16 protein-coding genes and 4 pseudogenes are annotated in these 21,260 nt (G+C 43.5%); 17 read left to right on the top strand and 3 right to left on the bottom strand.

The genetic code is table 11. The features are described 5' to 3' along the window. Nucleotides 1-39 precede the first annotated feature (39 nt). The 3 genes from dnaA (at nucleotide 40) to dnaN (ending at nucleotide 3,155) form a co-directional block, all read left to right on the top strand. Nucleotides 40-1,410 carry a chromosomal replication initiator protein DnaA gene (dnaA, locus tag QUA40_RS05420; RefSeq protein WP_333122504.1) on the top strand — a complete coding sequence of 457 codons (1,371 nt, stop codon included), beginning with the start codon at nucleotides 40-42 and terminating at the stop codon, nucleotides 1,408-1,410. Between the two features lie 172 nt (nucleotides 1,411-1,582). Then, nucleotides 1,583-1,786: a hypothetical protein gene (locus QUA40_RS05425; RefSeq protein ID WP_333122507.1), complete on the top strand. Its 204-nt coding sequence runs from the start codon at nucleotides 1,583-1,585 to the stop codon at nucleotides 1,784-1,786. A 229-nt stretch (nucleotides 1,787-2,015) separates the two neighbouring features. Then, nucleotides 2,016-3,155 carry a DNA polymerase III subunit beta gene (gene dnaN, locus QUA40_RS05430; RefSeq protein WP_333122510.1) on the top strand — a complete coding sequence of 380 codons (1,140 nt, stop codon included), beginning with the start codon at nucleotides 2,016-2,018 and terminating at the stop codon, nucleotides 3,153-3,155. A gap of 211 nt (nucleotides 3,156-3,366) precedes the next feature. On the opposite strand, the gene QUA40_RS05435 is transcribed toward dnaN, so the two are convergent. Next, complete coding sequence (locus tag QUA40_RS05435) at nucleotides 3,367-4,833, bottom strand: ATP-binding protein (RefSeq protein ID WP_333122513.1); 1,467 nt, start codon at nucleotides 4,831-4,833, stop codon at nucleotides 3,367-3,369. Nucleotides 4,834-5,827: 994 nt separating this feature from the next. On the opposite strand from QUA40_RS05435, the gene QUA40_RS05440 reads away from it, so the two are divergent. From QUA40_RS05440 to QUA40_RS05460, 5 genes and pseudogenes are all read left to right on the top strand, one after another. Beyond that, on the top strand, nucleotides 5,828-6,898 hold the full coding sequence (locus QUA40_RS05440; protein ID WP_333122516.1) for a permease: 1,071 nt from the start codon (nucleotides 5,828-5,830) through the stop codon (nucleotides 6,896-6,898). A 219-nt stretch (nucleotides 6,899-7,117) separates the two neighbouring features. Next, the gene (locus QUA40_RS05445; RefSeq protein ID WP_333122518.1) at nucleotides 7,118-7,906 is read left to right on the top strand and encodes a TIGR03943 family putative permease subunit; all 789 of its coding nucleotides are present in this window, start codon (nucleotides 7,118-7,120) and stop codon (nucleotides 7,904-7,906) included. Nucleotides 7,907-8,089: 183 nt separating this feature from the next. Then, entirely contained in the window at nucleotides 8,090-9,466 is a 1,377-nt protein-coding gene (locus QUA40_RS05450) for an oligosaccharide flippase family protein (RefSeq protein WP_333122520.1), read from the top strand. Nucleotides 9,467-10,145: 679 nt separating this feature from the next. Beyond that, nucleotides 10,146-10,313: pseudogene (locus QUA40_RS05455) on the top strand (helix-turn-helix domain-containing protein); the annotation flags it as partial. 135 nt (nucleotides 10,314-10,448) lie between these two features. Continuing rightward, complete coding sequence (locus QUA40_RS05460) at nucleotides 10,449-10,865, top strand: transposase (protein WP_333122523.1); 417 nt, start codon at nucleotides 10,449-10,451, stop codon at nucleotides 10,863-10,865. A 52-nt stretch (nucleotides 10,866-10,917) separates the two neighbouring features. Here QUA40_RS05460 and QUA40_RS05465 read toward each other — a convergent pair. After that, nucleotides 10,918-11,642, bottom strand: a protein-coding gene (locus tag QUA40_RS05465) for an IS1 family transposase (protein WP_333122526.1) whose coding sequence is annotated in 2 segments (ribosomal slippage) — nucleotides 10,918-11,088 and nucleotides 11,091-11,642 — 723 coding nt in all. Because the reading frame shifts where the segments join, the coding sequence is not laid out codon by codon here. A 160-nt stretch (nucleotides 11,643-11,802) separates the two neighbouring features. Between QUA40_RS05465 and QUA40_RS05470 the strand changes: the two are divergent. The 9 genes and pseudogenes from QUA40_RS05470 to QUA40_RS05510 form a co-directional block, all read left to right on the top strand. Continuing rightward, a pseudogene (locus tag QUA40_RS05470) lies at nucleotides 11,803-12,198 on the top strand (IS630 family transposase); the annotation flags it as partial. Nucleotides 12,199-12,306: 108 nt separating this feature from the next. After that, nucleotides 12,307-13,081 (top strand): annotated as a pseudogene (locus QUA40_RS05475) (IS630 family transposase); the annotation flags it as partial. A 365-nt stretch (nucleotides 13,082-13,446) separates the two neighbouring features. Further along, on the top strand, nucleotides 13,447-13,695 hold the full coding sequence (locus QUA40_RS05480) for an oligosaccharide flippase family protein (RefSeq protein ID WP_333122529.1): 249 nt from the start codon (nucleotides 13,447-13,449) through the stop codon (nucleotides 13,693-13,695). Nucleotides 13,696-13,698: 3 nt separating this feature from the next. Continuing rightward, a pseudogene (locus tag QUA40_RS05485) lies at nucleotides 13,699-14,436 on the top strand (oligosaccharide flippase family protein). A 96-nt stretch (nucleotides 14,437-14,532) separates the two neighbouring features. Further along, nucleotides 14,533-14,832 carry a hypothetical protein gene (locus tag QUA40_RS05490; RefSeq protein ID WP_333122531.1) on the top strand — a complete coding sequence of 100 codons (300 nt, stop codon included), beginning with the start codon at nucleotides 14,533-14,535 and terminating at the stop codon, nucleotides 14,830-14,832. A gap of 174 nt (nucleotides 14,833-15,006) precedes the next feature. Next, complete coding sequence (locus QUA40_RS05495) at nucleotides 15,007-16,572, top strand: hypothetical protein (RefSeq protein ID WP_333122534.1); 1,566 nt, start codon at nucleotides 15,007-15,009, stop codon at nucleotides 16,570-16,572. 261 nt (nucleotides 16,573-16,833) lie between these two features. After that, nucleotides 16,834-17,400: a hypothetical protein gene (locus QUA40_RS05500; protein ID WP_333122537.1), complete on the top strand. Its 567-nt coding sequence runs from the start codon at nucleotides 16,834-16,836 to the stop codon at nucleotides 17,398-17,400. Nucleotides 17,401-18,107: 707 nt separating this feature from the next. Then, on the top strand, nucleotides 18,108-19,463 hold the full coding sequence (locus QUA40_RS05505; protein ID WP_445301124.1) for an ATP-binding protein: 1,356 nt from the start codon (nucleotides 18,108-18,110) through the stop codon (nucleotides 19,461-19,463). 109 nt (nucleotides 19,464-19,572) lie between these two features. After that, on the top strand, nucleotides 19,573-20,949 hold the full coding sequence (locus QUA40_RS05510; RefSeq protein WP_333122542.1) for an ATP-binding protein: 1,377 nt from the start codon (nucleotides 19,573-19,575) through the stop codon (nucleotides 20,947-20,949). Between the two features lie 88 nt (nucleotides 20,950-21,037). Here the strand turns inward: QUA40_RS05510 and QUA40_RS05515 are convergent. Continuing rightward, nucleotides 21,038-21,260: hypothetical protein (locus tag QUA40_RS05515; protein WP_333122545.1), on the bottom strand; the 223-nt coding region annotated here is incomplete at its 5' end.

Consider the following 21,260-nt stretch of genomic DNA (forward strand, 5'->3'; position numbering starts at 1 on the left):
AGAATTAATATCTTGAATGCCGATCGGCAGAGGTGAGCAGTGGACATTCCCCTCGAAAGTCTGTGGAATCAGATACTTGAACGTCTCCAGGTACAACTTAGCAGACCTAGCTTTGAGACGTGGATCAAAACTGCCAGGGCCGAACAACTCGAAAATAACTGTTTGATCGTCAGCGCCCCCAACCCCTTTGCTCGCAATTGGTTGCAAAAATATTACAGAGAAATCCTTGCCGATGCAGTCGAAGAAATTCTCGGCTATCCCGTAGACATTTACTTGACAATTGCCGGGGGAAACGAAACAGGCGGCAGCAACGACTCCGCCATGATTTGGCCCTCCCCCATCGCCGATGTCCCGGAAAGCCACTCGCTTCACCCCCCCAAACCAGCCAATTTAAACCCCAAATACCTATTTTCCCGCTTTGTCGTCGGTTCTAACAACCGCATGGCTCACGCGGCTTCCCTCGCGGTAGCCGAGTCTCCGGGCCGAGAATTCAATCCCCTATTTTTGTGCGGTGGCGTCGGTTTGGGCAAAACTCATTTGATGCAGGCGATCGGTCATTATCGCTTGGAAATTGACCCCAACGCCAAGATTTTTTACGTTTCTACTGAGAAATTTACTAACGATTTAATCGCCGCAATTCGCAAAGACAGTATGCAAACTTTCCGCGATCATTATCGCGCAGCCGATGTTTTATTAATAGATGATATCCAATTTCTTGAAGGCAAAGAATACACTCAAGAAGAATTTTTTCACACTTTTAATACTTTGCACGAATCCGGAAACCAAGTAGTTTTAGCTTCCGATCGCCCGCCGCAGCAAATCCCCCGCCTGCAAGAGCGTTTGTGTTCCCGATTTTCCATGGGATTAATTGCCGACATTCAATTGCCAGACTTGGAAACTCGGATGGCAATTTTGCAGAAAAAAGCTGAGTATGAAAATATGCGGCTGCCGCGAGATGTCATTGAATACATTGCTTCTAGTTACACTTCCAACGTTCGGGAATTAGAAGGAGCTTTGATTCGGGCGGTGGCATATCTTTCAATTACCGGTTTGCCGATGACCGTGGAGAATATCACCCCGGTTTTGAACCCGCAAACTGAAAGCGTAGAGGCGACTCCCGATGCAGTAATTGCAGTTGTGGCCGAGGCTTTTGATGTTTCTGTTGAAGATTTGAAAGGAATTTCCCGCCGACGAGAAATTAGTCTGGCACGTCAAATAGGGATGTATTTAATTCGGCAGCATACTGGTTTGAGTTTGCCGAAAGTTGGTGAAGTGTTCGGTGGCAAAGATCACACGACTGTGCTTTACAGTTGTGACAAAATTGCTCAGTTGCGGAACACTGACCCAAATTTGGCTCAAACTTTGCGTCAGTTGAGCGATCGAATTAATGTTATCAGCCGCAAAACTTGAGAAGAAGTGAGTTGTCAGGTGTCAGTTAGTTGTCAGTTAGTTGTCAGTTAGTTGTCAGTTAGTTGTCACATCAATGACTCTATGCAGCGATTTCAAGATCCGAATCATCGAAGGGGTAACTCTCCGATAACAGACAATCTCTATGCGTAGCAGCTAGCCTGTGGAAAAACCTGTGGAAAAGTTGCCCTTTGTTTGTGGAAAACTTTACTCGATCGCCGGAAACAGCTTTTGCAAAAAAATGAGCGGGCGATCGACCGCACCAGCTTTTCCACAAGTTTTCCACAGGTATTTATTACCTATAAGTGAGGCCCAGCAAGCAGTTAGCTTTTTTTTCCACAGTTTCCACAGGGCGATCAATACAAAAATAATTCAATAAATTAAAAAAAACTGGTGAGCCCTACACACTCTATACACATAGTTCGCGACGCGCGCTGACCTCAGAAACCAGGTTTCTACGAAGATTTCTCGTTTTTACAGGCAAAATTTGCCTAGAAACCGGGAATAAGCGCCCCATGCTTAAGCCCTAGACACAGAAAAACCGACCCGCGGGCTTTCTGTGATACGATTTGTTTCTGTTTCAAATCCGGTTAATTAACCTTCCTACCATGAAATTGGTTTGCACCCAAAGTGACCTCAACGCCAACCTCTCGTTGGTAAGTCGGGCCGTTCCCTCCCGCCCGACACATCCGGTACTCGCCAACGTGCTCTTAGTAGCGGATGAGGAAAATCAGCGGGTTAGCTTGACAGCTTTCGATCTCAGTTTAGGCATTCGTACCAGCTTCGCAGCAGAAGTGACTGGCGGCGGCAGTTTTACCATACCCGCTAAATTGCTGAACGATATTGTTTCGAGACTCCCAGATGGAGAGATTACTTTAGAAGACGAAGCGGGGGACACCGTAGCATATCTCAGTTGCAGTTCGGGCAGCTACCAAGTTAGAGGCATGGGCCCGGAAGAATTCCCAGAATTGCCCGCAATCGAAGCCGGAACAATCCTCAAATTGCCGCCCGAAGCCTTGATAGAAGGACTCAAAGGAACTTTATTTGCTACTAGCCCCGACGAAGCAAAACAGGTACTTGCAGGGGTGCATTTAAAGGTATTGCCAGATTGTCTGGAATTTGCAGCTACAGACGGCCACAGATTGGCAGTAGTTCAAACTGCAAATGAAAAAGCTGAAGGCGAAGAAACCCAAGAAGAATTTGAGGTAACAGTCCCCGCTAAAGCATTGCGGGAAGTAGAAAGAATGTTGGTAATGCGGCAGTGGACTGAACCTGTAACCCTGCATTTTGAACACGGTCAAGTAGTGTTTGAATGGGCAGACCAGCGGCTGACAACCCGTACCTTGGAAGGGCAATATCCCGCATACCGCCAGTTGATTCCGCCGTCTTTTGAGCGACAAATTACCTTAGAAAGGCGATCATTCTTAGCAGCAGTAGAAAGAATTGCCGTTTTTGCAGACCAAAAAAACAATATTCTCAAATGCAGCATCGACGAGGAGAATCAGGAAATTACTTTGTCTGTAGATGCTAAAGATGTCGGCTGTGGCAAAGAGTCAATGCCCGCACAAATTTCGGGAGACAGCATAGATATTGCTTTCAACGTAAAATACCTAATTGACATTTTGAAAACTGCTCAATCCCCCGAAATTCAACTGCAATTAAACGGTGCTTTAGCCCCTGTAATTTTCCAGCCTTTGGGCGGAGTCAATGCTACATTCTTGGTGATGCCAGTTCAGCTAAGAGCTTAAAAAGAGTCAGTAGTCATTAGTCATCAATCAACAGTCACCAGTCAACAATCACCGATGCTACAACCGGAAAAAATCTAATTCATCGGCGTTTATCTGTGTTTATCTGCCCTCATCTGCGGTGAAAAAAAGAGAATTTCTTGCGCCGCAGATGACAAGGGATTGACGCAGATTCACGCAGATGAAGAGAATAGAGATAGGAATAATTCCGATGCTAACAGATTTGATACGACTTATTACTTCCAATCAAGGGCAACAAAATCTCAAATTCCGTACCCGTACCGGGCGTAGAATGCAAATTCAACTTGCCTTTATGCTTTTGCGTAACAATTTGATGGGTAATTGCCAATCCCAAACCGGTACCTTTCCCCGCAGGTTTAGTGGTAAAAAATGTCTCAAAAATCCGCCGCTGAATTTCTGGCGGAATTCCCGGCCCGTTATCGGCAATTCTGATGGCTATCCAAGCGTTATTTTGATTTTTTTCCCCTGCTTCTGGGCAGAAGTCGCCGTTTTGGCTGGCGGATGATAGCGGTTTTGCATTTTGTCGATCGCCCCTAACATAATTTTGAATTAATTCTGAACTTACGCAGTCTCCGTCAGAACTGTCTATTACCTCGGTTTCAATAGTAATCGCAGGCACAAAACCTGTTTCTCCTTTTACCTCTTCCAAAGCATCGATCGCATTGCTGACGATATTCATAAATACCTGGCTCAACTGACCAGAGTAACACTTGACTAAAGGCAAATCCCCATAGCTTTTAACTACTTCAATTCCGTACTTGAGACGGTTTTTCATAATTAGCAGCGTACTGTCAATACATTCATGGATGTTAGCTTGTTTCAAGTGGGTTTCGTCCATGTGAGAAAAGGTGTGCAGGCTGGTGACGAGTTCGGTCAACCTCTCTGATGAAACTTTCATACTTTTGAGAATTTCCACCCAATCTTTTTGCAAAAAATCAAATTCTATGTTTTTTTTGAGTTCGTCAAATTTTTCGCTGTCACCGACAATGTGTTCGTAAGCAGACAGCAAATCCATGATGTCTTTCGAGTAGTTGAACAAAAAGCCGATATTTCCGCTGATGCAGGTGAGGGGATTTCTAATTTCGTGGGCGACTCCAGCTACCATCTGGCCCAAACTCGCTAGTTTTTCGGTTTGAATTAGTTGAGATTGAGTTTGCTGTCTCAGCAATTTTGTCGCTAGTTCGTGAATGTTGGATTGGGCTACTAACAGTTCGTGCACGTCTAGCAAACTATAAGTTTGAGGCGACACTTGAACTACAATCGGTTCGTAAAGCAGTTCTTTTGATCGCAACAGCGACTTCCTTGCTGCATCCACGATTAAAGTATTGCTGGGAAAAATTAAACTCTCAGTTTCCGCAAAGCGGTACAAAGCGCTCACAGGTCGCTTTAAAAATAATTCTCGCCCAAAAGGACGGCTGATAAATTCTAAAAATCTCCGCCGGGAAATCATACCCGCAAATTCACTTTGATGGGTCACAATGACTCCCGGTAACAGCGGGTTAGATTCTAACATCTGGGCAATTTGCATTCCCCAATCCGTAGCTTCTACCTGAAAATCGTAAAGCGACAATTGTTGGAGAGTAGAGTCTAAACAAAGTTCTCCTAGGTCAGCCTCGGAGATGGGTTGGACTGGTCTTTCTACGCAGGAGGTATTCAACATAAATTCATCAGTACGCTTTTTTGCGGTTCTATTTGCTAGCAGACATTCAGTTACCAAAGGTCAGCAGGTGAGTTGCTGAGTGCTTTGATCGGCATCCCCCTGGCAAACTGCATTTTAAATTAAACAAAAAACTGACTGTAGTAAATGGGATTTTACCACTTAAAGTATTAGGCAATATTAAGTATCACCGATATAAATGCGCCCTGGCTATGCCTGACTTTATTTTATACTGACTTGATGGGTATTAACGCTTGGTTCGACTATTTAATTATTTATTAACCTGGAGTTCTCATCTTAACCTATTTTTAATAATAAGATTAAATTTTTCCAAAATATAATAAAGTTGCAATAGAGGAAAATCGGAATTGCCCGATCGCCCGCCTCGCGGTCGAATGTACCCGTGGGTGCGCGTCCCTGAGTTTTAGGTCGTAAAATAACCGCCATGGTGTCCCGCCCCACAAGCTACCGCATTTGATACTGAAGACAACGGAGGACACGGCAATGCCGTTTCCCTACCCCCAAATAATCAATTTTTTTCGATGAAAGATCTAACCATCGCCCGCCGATTAATTGTAGGGAAACGGCATTGCCCGGTGTCCTGACTGTGGGTAATATCAATTCCGATGCCACCGAATTAGATATCAGGCAGAATTTTTTAGTGTAATTCAAACAACTTTAATCATTCACAACCTAGAATTGATTAAATTATAAACTCTACCAATTCCAGCCCAGAAAAGGCATGATTAAATTAAAAATTTAATCATATACCCATGGTGAAAAGTAGGGACACATATATATTGTACGCCATATCTATAGGGAAACGGTACGGCCGTGTCCTTATTAGGCTCTGCGACTTTTAATAATGGGTATAAGATAGAGGATTGGAAGAAAAAAGTTTCAACTGAATCTTAACTTAGTGCTGTGCTTTGGTATGATCGACAGGGGGTTCTGCCAAAGACGTGTAACTAAATAGCAATTTACCAGTAGGTGATCGATGCAACCCGCCCTCACGAACCAGTTAAACAATGCTTTTACCCTTTTTCTCAGCTTGTTAGTAGAAGCAATACCTTTTCTGCTGCTGGGAGTTTTATTCTCCGGTTTGCTGCTGGGCTTTGTAGATGAACGCAAACTCGTATCCCGCATCCCGCGAAACCCGCTGCTGGGGGCTTTGATGGGCAGTTCGATCGGCTTTTTGTTTCCCGTGTGCGAGTGCGGTAACGTGCCCGTAGCCCGCAGGTTACTGATGCAGGGAGTGCCCGCACCAGCCGCGATCGGCTTTTTGCTCGCCGCCCCCACCATCAACCCCGTAGTAATTTGGGCGACTTGGACGGCATTTCGCGATCAGCCAGAAATTGTAGTTTTGCGGGTGGTATTTTCCCTCGTCACAGCCACAATTATCGGCTGGGTGTTCAGCGCCCAAACAGACTTGCGGCCTCTGCTACATCCCTCTGTAGCCCGTGCGATTCCCCTACCAAAACCAGAGTTGTCCGAAAAAGAGCTTGTCCAAGCCAACACTCCGCTGCTGTTGCAGTCGGGAACATTTATGCTCGGTCAGCCGGGGGGGGCGGTGCCGATCGAATCTTTACTACAAGACGACTGGAAGCCATTACAAACAGAAAAAACCTCGAAACGTTCCTCGATGTTCCACCCTGTATCTAAAGAGCGTCTGCGCCTTCTTTTAGATACTATGGTACAGGAGTTGCGCGAATTGGGAGGAGTGTTGGTAATCGGAAGTGCGATCGCGGCCATCATTCAAGTTGGCACCCCCCGCGAACTAATTCTCAACCTCGGCCAAGGTCCCGTTTCCTCGATTCTAGCCATGCTGCTATTAGCGGCAGTCGTATCGATTTGTTCTACAGTAGATGCCTTTTTTGCCCTGTCTTTTGCTTCCACATTTACCAGCGGTTCGCTGTTAGCATTTCTCGTTTTCGGCCCGATGATTGACCTCAAAGGCATCGGTTTAATGCTTTCAATTTTTAAAGGTCGAGCGGTAGTTTACTTAATTGTCTTGGCAGCTCAGTTAACCTTTTTAATGACCCTAGCTGTCAACTTGCATTTAGGTTAATAAACTCGTTGGGACAGACAACTAATACCATTTTAGATTGGGGAGTTTCAATTACCTTGCTCCACGACACGGAAGTCACAGATATACGGATAGCTATTTTTTTCCTCTTTGTTATTCGTTACTCCTTTTTTTTCTTCCTTCTTCATTCTTCCCTTTTCTTCTGCCTTTTTTCTTCTTCCTTCAACCTCTCAATTCCCAATTCTCAATGACTCTTAAAAAATGAACCTTAAAAAATTTAGCCCTTGGCTGGATGCCCTAGCTATCTTAGGGTGGGGAATATTGCTCCTCAAATATTGGATCACTGGCAAATTAAGCATTCTGATTCACCCCAATTACTTTGGCTTGACTGTAGCCGGAGGCATCGGCTTACTGTTGATTGGCGGGTTTAAAATTTGGGAACTCTTAAAGGTCGATCGCACCACAAAGCCATCGCGGAGATCACCAGCAAATAACTCTCTCAGAATCACAGAAGTTGAACACGTTACTTTGTTTCCCCCCAGCATCGGCAGCACCTTAATGTTGAGCGTGGCATTAATCGGTTTATTAACAACGCCACGCACATTTACCAGCCAGACAGCATTAGAACGAGGCCTCACCGAATCCCTGCCAATCACCAGACTGCAACCCCAAGAATTTCGCAATACTACAAAACCCGAACTGCGATCGCTCGTCGAATGGGTGCGGCTGTTGAATTTCAATCCCGAACCGGATACATACAGAGGTCAAAAAGTCAAAGTTCAAGGATTTGTAATTCACCCCCCCAACCTAGCAGAACAATATATGTGGGTCGGGCGTTTTATCATTACCTGCTGCGCGGCAGACGCCTATCCGATCGGGTTGCCGGTCAAATTAGCGATCGGTCAAAGCCGCGCCGCCTTTGCCCCAGACAGTTGGCTAGAAATAGAAGGAGAAACGATCGTAGAAGAACTGCAAGGCAAGCGTAAATTAATCATTCAAGCATCCTCCCTCAAACCAATTCCCCAGCCAAAAAATCCTTATGATTATTAGGTATGGAGTAAGTATGAGATTAAATTTTTACTTTTATTGCGACATGGACGCTAAAGACCCGTTCTCCGTATACAAATTAAGATAATGTACAGTCAGCTATAAAAGTTGCAACAGCATCCTGTAGGAGTTGCCAAAAGTAAATTGAGCAACTACACTCGTCATTAGTAAATAAATTATGATTATATGTCATCAGGAAAAAAATTAGCTATCAAAGGTGCAGCTTGGACGATCGCCAGCTATGGAAGCAGTCAAATTATCCGATTTGGTAGCAACCTAATCCTGACTCGCCTGCTTTTGCCTGAATTATTTGGTCTAATGGGTCTAGCCTACGTTTTCATCATAGGTGTCCACCTATTCACAGACATAGGTCTGGGCCCAAGTATCATCCAAAACAAGCGTGGGGACGATCCTCAATTTCTCAACACCGCTTGGACAATGCAAATTATTCGCAGCTTGTTTGTTTGGTTGTGTTTAATTCTAATAACCTGGCCACTTGCTCAATTCTATGAAGAACCCCGTCTGATGTGGTTGATTCCAGCCATAAGTATAAATACCCTAATTGGAGGGTTTAAATCCACTTCCGTATCCACCCTCGAACGCAAAATGAGCGTTAAGGAAGTAGTGCTTTTTGAGTTGGGCACACAGATAATTTCTACTACAGTGATGATTGTGTGGGCTTGCTTCGATCGCAGCATCTGGGCAATCCTCGCCGGCGGTTTTACTGGCTCTTTAATGGAGTTAGTATGGAGCCATTTTTTGATTCCCGGCAAGTCAAACCGCTTTGCTTGGGATAAAGAAGCAGCAAAAGAAATATTTTCTTATGGCAAATGGATATTTTTGTCTACGATTTTATATTTTCTGTGTTCTCAAGCCGATCGACTCATCCTCGGGAAAATATTTACTTTAACAATGTTGGGCATTTACGGAATCGCTTTTACCCTGGGGGATATGCCGCGCCAAGTCATCATCGCCATTAGCGGCCGGGTAATTTTTCCCTCGATTTCTATGCTGGCAGAGTTACCGCGGGAGGAGTTGCGCGCCAAAATACTCAAGAACCGCAAGCTAATTCTAATACCGTTAGCCCTAGGTTTAGCAATTTTTGTGAGCTTTGGAGATCAGTTAATTTTAACACTGTACAGGAAAGAGTATACGGCGGCATCTTGGATGATGCCAATCTTGGCTTTAGGTATCTGGCACACTACCCTGCACAATATGATGAGTTCTTGTCTGTTAGCCGTAGGAAAGTCTCAGTACGCAGCTATGGGCAATCTGCTGACTTTTGTGAATCTATGTATAACTATACCGCTGGGATACCACTTAAAAGGTAATTTAGGTGCCGTGATTGCTGTAGCTCTCGGCGACCTCCCTACATATGCAGTAACTAACTACGGTTTGTGGCGAGAAGGACTAACTTGTTTTTGGCAGGATATTCAATTAACAGGGCTGTTTGTAGGGGTGCTGGCAACTCTACTTTGGTGTAGAGTGGGTTTTAATTTCGGTCTGCCAATCGATAAAATATCACCGATGGATTTAATTCCCATCAATTCCCTATTTCAGTAAGCAAAAAGGAGATTGTCTATATGTCGAGCGAAAAAAACACCCTAAGAAAAGTAATGCACTTTATCTTTTTACAAATGGCTCTGGTACAAGAAATATCGCGAGTGACCACGAGGTATACTACAATGATATTTTTTTATCAAAGAGATCGCATAATAAATTTATTCAAATAAAACAAACAGCCAGAAAAAAAACGGCCCAAAGTCTTTGCGGCTGTCGCACACATTACATCAGTTGAAGAATCTAAGAATCCCGAAAAAGCCACATAAAAAATAGATAGACTCAGGCACACAATAGATAGCCTCTTGACGAGTTTTGCTCATTGCGACCTGACAATTACGGCTTTGCTTAATCAGGGTATGAAAAAAATCAGTTGAAAATCCAGAAGCTTTGTGGATACTGGTTTCTATGACTTGCATATTTAGCCTTTCATACCGTAAATCAGCAACGCCACAATTACTATCCAAGCTCTACCGAACAGGTACGTTACAGCGTAATTACCTGAATATCAAATTAAGTGCATTCAAATACAAGAAAGTCCTGATTGCGATCCCATGTTTGTAGAGTTTAGACTTCAGGAATAATTTGTCGAAATAGGAGAAAAGTTTTAGGGGTTTTTATTAATAGAAGATTACATTGTTCTTGATGGTGCTTTCAGTCGATAAAAATTAGAACATTTTAACCGATTATTAGCAAGTGGAAAATTAATTATGCGTTGCATGGAATTGAAGGGCTACGCTTAAATCATCAAGGCTCGCGGGGACAACTTAAGCCAGAAGAACGAGCGGAAGTCATCCCATGGTTAACCAATAAAAACCGGTGGGATTTATCCGAATTATCAAATCATATATAGCATTTATCAGAAAGATGAGGTATGATATAACTGACTTGAACGGAGTGAAAAATATAGAACCCCAAAATGTTATGCAGCTCTAATTAAATGGAGCGCGAGCGAACAGTCGCTCGACCCACAGCAGTCACTCGGATGACAAATATCAAGGATTTTAGTAAGTATCACACATTAGTAAAAATTAAAACTTATTCTCTTGAATTTAGACAAAAAATTATGGATGTGTACCATAATGAACCGCTGTCACAAAGAGCAATAGCTAACCGTTTTTGTGTAGCCATAAGTTTCGTCCAAAAATTGGTTAAGCAGTATCGTGAAACCCAAAACATTGCTCCTCGAACTGAGCGATGCGGAGTCAAATTGAAACTCAATGCAGAACAACTACTGATTTTAGCCGAATTGATTGAAGAAAATAATGATGCAACTCTCGAAGAACTCCGTTATTTACTGTACCAGAAAATTGGTTTTACGCTCAGCGTGGCAACGATGGGAAGAATGGCAAAACTCTTAAACATGACTTTTAAAAAAAACTCTCTTTCCGAGCGCGGGTAGTGCCCTGAAGGAAAGGATCGATAGGATAACTAAATTCACATAAAAGTAGGTATTAGAGTTGTAAATTAGCATTATAATGATGGACAAAACGCCAAATAGCTGCAATATGATTTTCTAATTTTTTAGAGAACGATAAGCTCTTTCTTACCAACCTAGATACTCGTTGTCGAAGAGTACAGTTAAAGCGCTCGATATAGCTAGTGCAACCACTATCTTTATCTACACGGCGCGATGACGTTTACTCGGTAATACAGAATCATAAGCACTCCAATGGTCGGTATAAATTACTGCACATTGACGGTATACTGGTGGCATTGAATTCCATAACGATCGAGCTGATACTGCACTACGATCTCCAATCTGTACACCAACAATTTCCCTGGTTTGGGCATCCAAAGCGAGCCAAACCCACTGTTGATTTCCTTTATTATCAACAAATGACCATAACTCATCCATCTGAACACTCAAGCGCTTTTTTGGCTTGGGACTCACCTCTACTTGCCTCTTTTCAACAACAGCCTGGGCATTTACGTAGCGCTGAACGGTATCTTCTGATACTTGCAGTACCCGAGCAATCCCAGCCTGAGAAATACGTTCAAGTAGCATTCGTGACATTAACTCCTGTTGTTCTGAGGTAATAGCTTTCCATACTGGATTCAAAACAAATTGACGACCACATTCTCGACATTTATAGTTTTGTTTACCATGCCGAGTCCGACCGTTACGACTGACTTTTTCTGAACCACAATTAGGACAAGAATTAATTTTTACTGTCATATCACTAATAGCAAACACTATCTCTCTAATAGTATAGTATCTTACTCGATCCTTTCCTTCAGGGGACTACCCGAGCGCGAAAGGCACTGACCGAGTTCAGGGTCTGCGATATGAGTTCTGGCAAAAAGTCCGAGAAGTTTGTTTTAAAGACTTAATATTCATTGATGAATCAGGAGATAACTTGGCAATGGTTAGGTTATATGCTAGGTCTTTAAAAGGTTCAAGAACTCGGGGACAAAAACCAAATAAACGGGGGAAAGATGTCTCAATAATTGGAGCTATATCAGTCAATGAAGTCCTAACATCAGTCAACTTAATAGGTACAACTGATACAATTACATTTGAGGATTTTATCATCCGAAAGCTCGTACCAAAACTCTGGAAAGATGCTTGTGTAGTGATGGACAATTGTACTATTCACCCAAGCGAAGAAATAGAAAAAGCCATCAAAAATCAAGGGGCAAAAATAATATACTTATCACCATATTCGCCAGACTTCTCACCAATTGAACATTTATGGTCAAAACTCAAAAACATTCTCCGTTCTATCAAGACGACTAATTACCGAGAATTAGCAAAAGCACTCTTGGTTTGCCTTCAATCAAGTTACATTATCCGATATGAGGAATTGGTTTACTCACTGCTGTTATTGTACCTCATCTTTATGAGAAACGCTATAGCAGAGCGGTATCTGATTCAATTTCAATCAAAAGCTAGCTACTATCAACTTTTTAAATCAGCGGGAATTAGGTGGAAAAAATCTCAAAAAAAGAATCCAAAGCGTGATGAAGAACTCGTCAAAAAAAAGCACCAAGAAATTTGTGAGATTCTGGAAGAACACCGCTCGGCTATAGAGTCGAGAAAGCTTGTGGTGTATTTGATTGATGAGTGTCATCTCAATAGGGGAGATGTCTGTGGGTATCTTTGGGGAAGGTGCAACGAGAGAATAGAAATACCCCGGCTTCATGAAAGAGAAAAACAAACTTATTATGGAGCAGTAAATTATTTAACTTTCACAGTTTGTTCTGCGAGAATATGCAACGGCAAATTCTGAGAATACAGTCGCTTTCTTAAAAGACTGACAATATTTAAATCCCGAAGCCAGACATTTGATTATTTGGGATGGAGCCAGCTATCATAAATATAAAGAAATGAAAGCTTACCTAGAAGAAATTAATCAAGGTAAGGAGCGGGATGAATGGCCTTTAACTTGTGTCCTATTTGCTCCTAATGCTCCGGAGCAGAATCCAGTCGAAGATATTTGGCTTCATGCCAAGACTTGGGTGAGAAAATTTGGGAATCGGCTCAGTTCTTTTGCCTTGGTTAAATGGTTTTTCAATTTTACCATACAGTCACAAAGCTTTGACTTTCTCAAGTTACACAAATTTGGTATTTTTGAACCAACACTCAATGGAACTGCTGCTCGATCGAACCCTTAATTCATTTACGAATGATTTGCGATGGCTATATAAGCCTCACCCGTCAAACTTAAACTATTTTGAGGTCAGGCATTACGATAGCAAATATTCTAAGTTATATCCCGAACCGGAATCGCCGTATACAGTGTCAGGGGTTAATAATAGTTCCAACATACCAATCGTTAAGGATTCGTGAAAGGGATCTAAGTAGGTCGCCAGTGGATTTGAGATTTGAGATTTACTCCACAGATGAATCTGGGAGTTTGAACTTGGGTCTAAAATTTTGGGGGTTCAAAACTCCTGTCGGAAACTTGTATCCATTTATAATAGTTGCCAATACTAAATTCAGCAACTACACTTGTAATTATAAAATAAATTATGAGTATATGTCATACGTAAAAAGACTAGCTATTAAAGGCATATCTTGGACGAGTGTCGGCGACGGCATCACTCAAATTATCCGATTTGGCAGTCACCTAATTCTGACGCGCCTGCTTGTTTCAGAACTATTTGACCTACTCAGCCTAGCCTACCTTGTGATCACAGTCGTCAATGTTTTCTCAGACATAGGTCTGAAGCTAAGTATCATTCAGAACCAGCGTGGAGAAAATCGGGAATTTCTCAACACCGCTTAGACAATGCAAGTTATTCGCAGCTTTTTTATAGGGTTGTGTGTAATTTTAGTCACGTTGCCAGTTGCTAATTTTTATAAAGAACCCGGTCTCCTGTGGTTAATACCAGTGCTCGGTATAAATACCATAATAGGAGGGCTCAACTCAACTGCTACATCCAGCCTAGAACGCAAAATGGAAGTGAAGAAAGTAGTAATTTTTGAGTTGGGCATACAGATTGTTTCTACTACAGTGATGATTGTCTGGGCCTGGTTCGATCGCAGCATCTGGGCAATCATTGCAGGCGACTTGACGGGAGCTTTAATGTAGTTAGTTTGGAGCCATTTTTTGATTCCCGGCCAATCAAACCACTTTGCTTGGGATAAAGAAGCAGCTAAAAAAATATTTTCTTATGGGAAATGGATATTTTTGTCTAGTGCTTTATTCTTTCTCTATTCTGAAGCCGATCGGCTAATTCTAGGCAAACTATTTGATTGGAAACTCCTGGGGTTCTATGGCGGCGTTTTTAGGCTGAGTGATATGCCGCGCCACGTGCTCATGGGCATAGGCCGCAAGGTGATTATTCCATCGATTTCAATCCTAACAGCAGACTTGCCTAGCGAGGAATTGCGCCATAAAATTTTCAAAAACCGTAACCTAATTCTGAGACCGTTAGCAATAGGTTTAGCAATTTTTGTAAGTTGTGGAAACCAGTTAACTTTAATAATGTACGGTGATGGGGAGTATTTTGTGAAATACTCTTAGATGATACCAATCTTGGCATTAGGAATTTGGCACCGAACCCTTCATGATCTCATTGGTTGTTGTCTATTAGCCCTAGGAAAGTCTCAATACCCAGCTATGGGCAATCTGCTGACTTTTGTGAATTTATGTATAGGTATACCTGTGGGATATCATTTAAAAGGTAATTTAGGTGCTTTGATCGCTGTAGCCGTCAGTGACATTCCTACTTATGTAGTGATTACTTACGGCTTGTGGCGAGAAAAACTCAGTTGTTTTTGGCAGGATATTCAGCTAACAGCATTGTTTCTAGGAGTGCTAGCAGCTATAATTTTATGTAGATATGCTTTGGGTGTCGGTCTACCGATAGATAAAATATCAGCGGCGGATATGATACCTATAAATTCACTCTTTCAGTAAACAAAAAGGAGTTAGTGGATATGTCAATACAAAATACGATAAGAAAAGCAAGTCACTTAAGTTTTTTACGAAAAACAGGCTCAGCAGTTGATAGTTAGCCTAATAAATATTGAATTTAAAATTTAATTGAAAGCTGGCAGTGAGTTTTGGCCCCGAATTAGGAGAGACAGATTTGTGAGTATTTTTAAGAAAAAAATTAATCCTTCATCCTTCGATATTTTACCATTCAAACAGCCGATCGACCGCACGGCCATCGTCCTCATGCTAGTGCTGAGCGTCTTAATGGGACTGCTGCTGCTGAGCGGCGATCGCACAGCACCCAAAGTGCGAGAATTTACCTGGGAAAACAAACAAATCGGCGCCGAAGATACCGGCTTTATCCTCACCTTCTTTCGGCCGATGAACCACTCCACCGTCGAGGAAAACTTAAAACTAGAACCCCCCCTCCCCGGTAAATTTAGTTGGGCAGGAAGGCGCATGGCTTACACCCTCAAAGATCCAGCACCCTACGGCGTTACCTACACAGTAAAACTCGCCGGAGCAACCGACAAGTATTTCGGAGACAACAACCAAAATAAAGGCACGCCAATGCAACCGTTTAGCAGTTCCTTTCGCAGCCGCGACCGAGCTTTTGCTTACATCGGTGTCCAAGGCGAAACAGAAAGCAGATTAATGCTAGTCAATCTCACCAGCAGCGACTCGAAACCGATACCGCTGACTCCCAAAGATTTAGTTGTTACCGATTTTAAACCGTATCCCGACAGCGATCGCATTTTATTCTCAGCCACAGATCGATCAATCGCCCGTACTCGCGGCACCCTAAATCCAGAACTATTCACAGTCACCACCGGCCTCAACCCCCAATCGGGCTCAGGAACTCAACAAAAATACCCAGCCGGTAGAATCGACAAAATCTTAGACTCCAAAGATTACCAAAACCTCAAATTCGACCTCTCAGCCGACGGAAAAATCATAGTTGTCCAGCGCGTCAACCGCCGCAATCCCGGCTATTTCAGTCCTTGGATTGTGGAAGAAAAACAGGCGCCCAGACCCTTGGAAAATGAACAAGGCGGAGATTTTATGATTCGCCCCGACAGCAAATCGATGGTAATATCTCAAAAACAAGGATTAGCGATCGTCCCCCTCAAACCGGAAGCAGACCCAGTAGAATTTTTGCCCAAATACGAACAAGTATTGGGGATGGCCCGCGACAACTCCGCCGCCGCCTATGTTAAATACAACAGCGACTTTACTCGATCGCTTTTCATCTTAGATAACCAAGGTGTAGAACAAGAAATATTGCGTATTCCCGGCAGCATCATGGCCGTTTATTTCGACCCCCGCAAAAACCAAGACAACCAAGTTCAGCGTCTCTACTGTTTGTTAGCCCAACGCCTCAAAACAGAAAGCTACAAAGAACAGCCTTTCATCGCCACCATCGACCTCAAAAAACAGGGTACTCGTTTGGTAGGAACCATCAAACCGCTGCTGATTTTGCCCAACCAATTAGATACCCAAATCAGTTTATCTCCCGACGGGCTGGCATTAATTTTCGACCAATCAGTCACAGCAGCAACTCCCTCAGCAGCAGACAGTCCCCGCAACGATAGCGGACAGTCGATCGCCACCAGCCGCCTCTGGCTGCTACCATTAGTAGAAATACCCGCAGACGGTTCTCCCGCAAAAGTACAGCCAGAAGAACTTCCCTTTGCCGGCTATCACCCCCGCTGGCTCCCCTAAATTGATTTGAGATTTTAGATTGACCGATATTGGTAAATATCAAGAGGGTAAGGTGATCCGCGCACCTGGCGTTGAAATGTGCGCCGAGGCGCACCCTACTTTTACTAAATTGATTTGAGATTTGAGATTTGAGATTTGAGTGTTGAGATTTGAAATTCAGTTGATACTAAGCCATACTGGTAAATATTACAAACTTTTGAAACCAACTCACCAGCCTGCAATTTCACATCTAAAACCTCAAACCTAAAATCTAAAATTCGCATGACTCCCGAAGAAATTAGCAATACCCTTAAAGACGTATTTGGGGACAGTGTTGAGATGCCTGCTGCTACTTCTTGGCAAGTAGAAACCCCCAAATTTCGCCTGTTAGTCCTGCTTTCAGAAGACGGGACTTGGCTGCGGATTTTGCTGCCGATCGCCGATGCCCAGGAAGCTCAACCATTTTTTGATAAACTCCTAGAAGCTAACTTTGACACCACCCTAGAAACTCGCTACGCCTTACATCAAAACGTTTTGTGGGGAGTATTTCAGCACAGTTGTACCACACTCTCGGCCGCAGATTTCTCGGCCGCCGTCGCCAGAGTGCTGGCTTTACAAGAGCGAGGTTTGTCCGACTTTTTCGCCGGTTTGATAGAAAGTCGCATCCGTCAAATTATCAAAGCTGCGAAGATACAGGGACAGTCTGTCGAAACTACCCTTCAGACTTTAGACCGTTTCTACGCAGAGGGATTGATGGGTGAAATGGAACTAGGGCGAGAGTCTCGCGAAAACACTCTCGCCGCTTGGCGGTATCAGCTAGAACGCCTTTGGCCGGAGGTGGAACCCTAAGACGATTTGAGATTCCAGATTCCAGATTCCAGATTGCAAAAAAATGACGATCATCGAGGTGGGAAAGTTGCCTAAAGTTATTTCTTTTTAGTGGTATAGCAACCCCCAAGACGGTTAGAACATTCTGAATTGCACAAACCCTTGCCGAAGATTGCTTCTTCGTTCTCTGCTACATAACTAAAGCCTTCCATCCGTTACATCTGTTACATCGAAAGAAAGCGAATCCCTTGCTAAACTTCCTTCTGCTGCAGAATATGCGTATTTTGGCCAGGGCCCCAGTCTTCACCGTTGGGGCCTCAAGCGACTTCCACGATCGCCAATCCGGGCCCTCGATCCCTCGAAGGATGCCCGTATATTCGCTGATAACCCGCTCGCGGTTCTCCAATTCCCTTCTATCTGTAGAAAAATGGTATAATTTATCACAATAATTAGTGATAAATATTAAAAATTTTCGCAAAACAGGCGATCGCAGGTATATCATGGTAAAAAGTTTAAAGCGCGTGCTCCGTAAGTTCCACAAAAGCTTCGATCGTTTAACATTGATTGAGAAACAAAATCTTTAGCAGACAATGCTTGTGCGATCGGGTTATGCCATCGGGTACTATTCTAATTTAACAAATTAGCAACTACCCTCTCGTAATTACCCCTTACCAATTAATAGCAACTTAATTTATCCATCTATACAACATTTAACAGGGGTTTCATCTATGTTTGCTGTGCGTGAGACTAGCTCGGAGTTATCAGTGTTGCATATACCTGAAATTTGTACTTGGAACATCTCCTTAGAATCAACTCTCCTAGACCTGCCACTCTACAACTGCCAAATTGAATTAACTCAACAGGCAAAAGAAGTAGCTCAGGCTTTTGAAAAAAATTCCATGCTTCCCGGCGTTATTTTGACAGAAGGGGGTAATTTTGTCGGCATAATATCCCGGCGTCTATTCTTTGAAAAAGTTAACCGCCGCTACGGATTAGAAATGTTTTTCAAGCGACCAATAGAGGTATTATACAAGTTTTCCAAGGCAGAGCCACTGGTACTTCACGGCAGTAAATTAATAGTAGAAGCGGCCGAGGAATCGCTTTACAGGTCAGGAGAATTAATTTACGAACCTGTAGTAGTGGAAGTAGCGCCTCAGAGCTACAAACTGTTAGACGTACACCAATTAATGGTTGCTCAATCAAGAATTCACCAATTAACAAATAAGTTGCTCCAAAAACAAACCCAAGCCAAACTTATCCAAACCGAAAAAATGGCTAGTTTGGGGAGGATTGTAGCAGAAGTAGCTCACGAAATCAGAAATCCCCTGAACTGTATTTGGGGAAATTTAACTTTTCTGTTGTCATATTTTGAACACTTGCTTCAGCTCATGTCGGTTTATGAAGAAGAATATTCGGAACCATGTCCCCGAATAGACGCCCTCAAAGAAGAAATTGAATTTGATTTTTTAAAAGAAGATTTGCCTATCACTTTAGAAGGGATGGAGCTGGGAGCCTCCCAATTACTAAAAATAGTTAACGGGCTGCACCATTTCTCTCACATGGACGAGACAAAGCCAGTGGAAACAGACATTCACGAATGCGTGGAAATGACGCTGTTAATTCTGAAAAACCGCTTGAAAAACAGCATAGAAGTGGTAAAAAAATACGGCGAACTGCCGCTAGTTACCGGCTACTCCGGTCAGTTGAGTCAGGTGTTTTTGAATTTGTTAGTTAATGCTCTAGACGCCCTGACAGAGTACGCAGCCGATCGAGAAATACAGACCGAGTGCCTGGACAACTGGCAGCCCCAAATCGAAATTACCACTAAAGTCATAGAAACCGAACACGGCAAGCGGGTGGCAATTTGCATTGCCGATAACGGGCCCGGCATTCCCGCAGAAAATCAGCAGCAGATATTTGACACCTTTTTTACCACTAAACCAGCAGGCAAAGGCACCGGTATGGGGCTGGCTATCTCCCATCAAATTGTCACAGAAAAGCATGGGGGGCAACTGAAAATGCGATCGCAGCCTGGCCAGAGCACCGAATTTGAAATTCTCCTGCCCATAATTGGCAAAATATGATTAACTCAGGAACAGTCTTCAGGGCCGATCCTGCGGTGAAATTATAGGCTAGCTTAGTAGTACGTTCTCATTTCCCTGTCCCAGCCTGTTTCGGCAACTAAAAGTTCCAGTGGCACATAAATTCAGTTCCAAACTCCTTGCCCCTTCACTCTCCGAAGGCAGCCATCAAGACCTTTCCCTAGAGTCTACCCTCTGGGATTTGCCCCTGTATGACTTTCAGGTTAAATCGAGCTGCTTGGCGATCGCAGTTGCCGAAATTTTTGAACAGCATCCCCTAGTGCCGGGAGTCGTCCTGATGGAAGCAGGAGAGTTTGCTGGCATGATATCCCGCAGGCAACTGCTGGAATATTTGCTCAAACCCCAAGGCCCCGAGCTATTTTTGCACCTGCCGCTGAAAGTTCTCTACAGTTACGCTCGCCTCGAAATATTATTGGTGGCAGAGAGTACAACCATTTTAGCAGCAGCCCCACAAGCTCTGCGTCGATCGCCCGAATTGCAGTCAGAACCAATCGTCGTCCAAATAGACTCCCAATCTTATCGGCTCTTAGACCCTCACGCACTAAACATCGCCTACTGGCAAATTCGTGGCATAGAAACTCAAGTCCGCTACGAAAGAGCCCAAACTCAAATGATTCAAAGCGAAAAAATGGCTAGTTTAGGGCGTTTAGTCAACGGAGTAGCCCACGAAATTTTAGATCCGGTAGGCTTTATTTGGGGGAATTTAACCTACGTCAGCGACTACAGCAAAAACTTGATGGAGTTGCTCTCTGTTTACGACGCGCACTGTACCGAACCCCCCCCGGAAATAGCACGGCTCAAGGAAGAGATAGACTATGACTTTTTGCAAAACGATTTCCTCCGAACTGTTGCCAGCATCAAATCTGGAGCCGAACGTTTGAGCAAGCTGGCAAGCAGTTTACAAAACTTCTGCCACATAGACGATGTTTATCCCAAACCGACAGACTTGCACGCCAACATAGACAGCATACTTTTGCTCCTCAAAAGTCGTTTGACCAGGGAAATCAAAGTAGTAAAAAACTACGGCTACCTGCCGCCAGTGCCGTGCTATGCAGGCCAGCTAAACCAAGTATTTATGAATATCTTGACCAATGCTATTAATACATTAATTAATGAAGCAGTCGGTCAAGAGTTGGCGAAAGAATTTAAAGGTGGAGGGTTCAAAGACTTCGATCGCCAGCCCCAAATTGAAATCACAACTCAAGTCTGCTGTCCAGAACCTGCGAGCGATTTAGACAAACTTCATGTTCGCTGGGTTTCGATTTGCATAGCAGATAACGGGCCAGGAATGTCGCCTAGCAAGTACAAAAAAATCATAGAGTCATTCTCTACGGAAAAACGCGCCCTCAAAGAAACCAGTTTAGCAGTTAGCTATCAAATAGTGACGGGCAAACACGGCGGTGCATTCAGAATGCGATCGGAATTAGGCAGGGGCACTGACTTTGAAATTTTGTTACCCTTAGCTTAAAGAAGTCAGTTGTCAGTTGTCAGTTGTCAGTTGTCAGTTGTTATTAATTATTATGAAAAATACTGCTATAGCAATCCTCGCATCAGTTTCAATAACTGGTTAACTGGTTCCCAGGCTCTTCCTGGGAACCGATGTAAGCGAGGAAGAGCCTCGGCTGCGACAATGGAGGCAGAGCCTCCAGATATGCGTTACCAGGCTCTTCCTGGTAAAGAGTATAATCATTTAGGATTGCTATACATAGGGCTTGCTGAATATATCGATCGCACTTGAGGTAGCCTGGGTTTTGAGCGCGCGATCGAGAATAAAGTGCA

Origin of the sequence: Microcoleus sp. Pol11C3, assembly GCF_036701485.1 — a bacterium.
In the GTDB taxonomy this organism is placed as follows: Bacteria; Cyanobacteriota; Cyanobacteriia; order Cyanobacteriales; family Microcoleaceae; genus Microcoleus.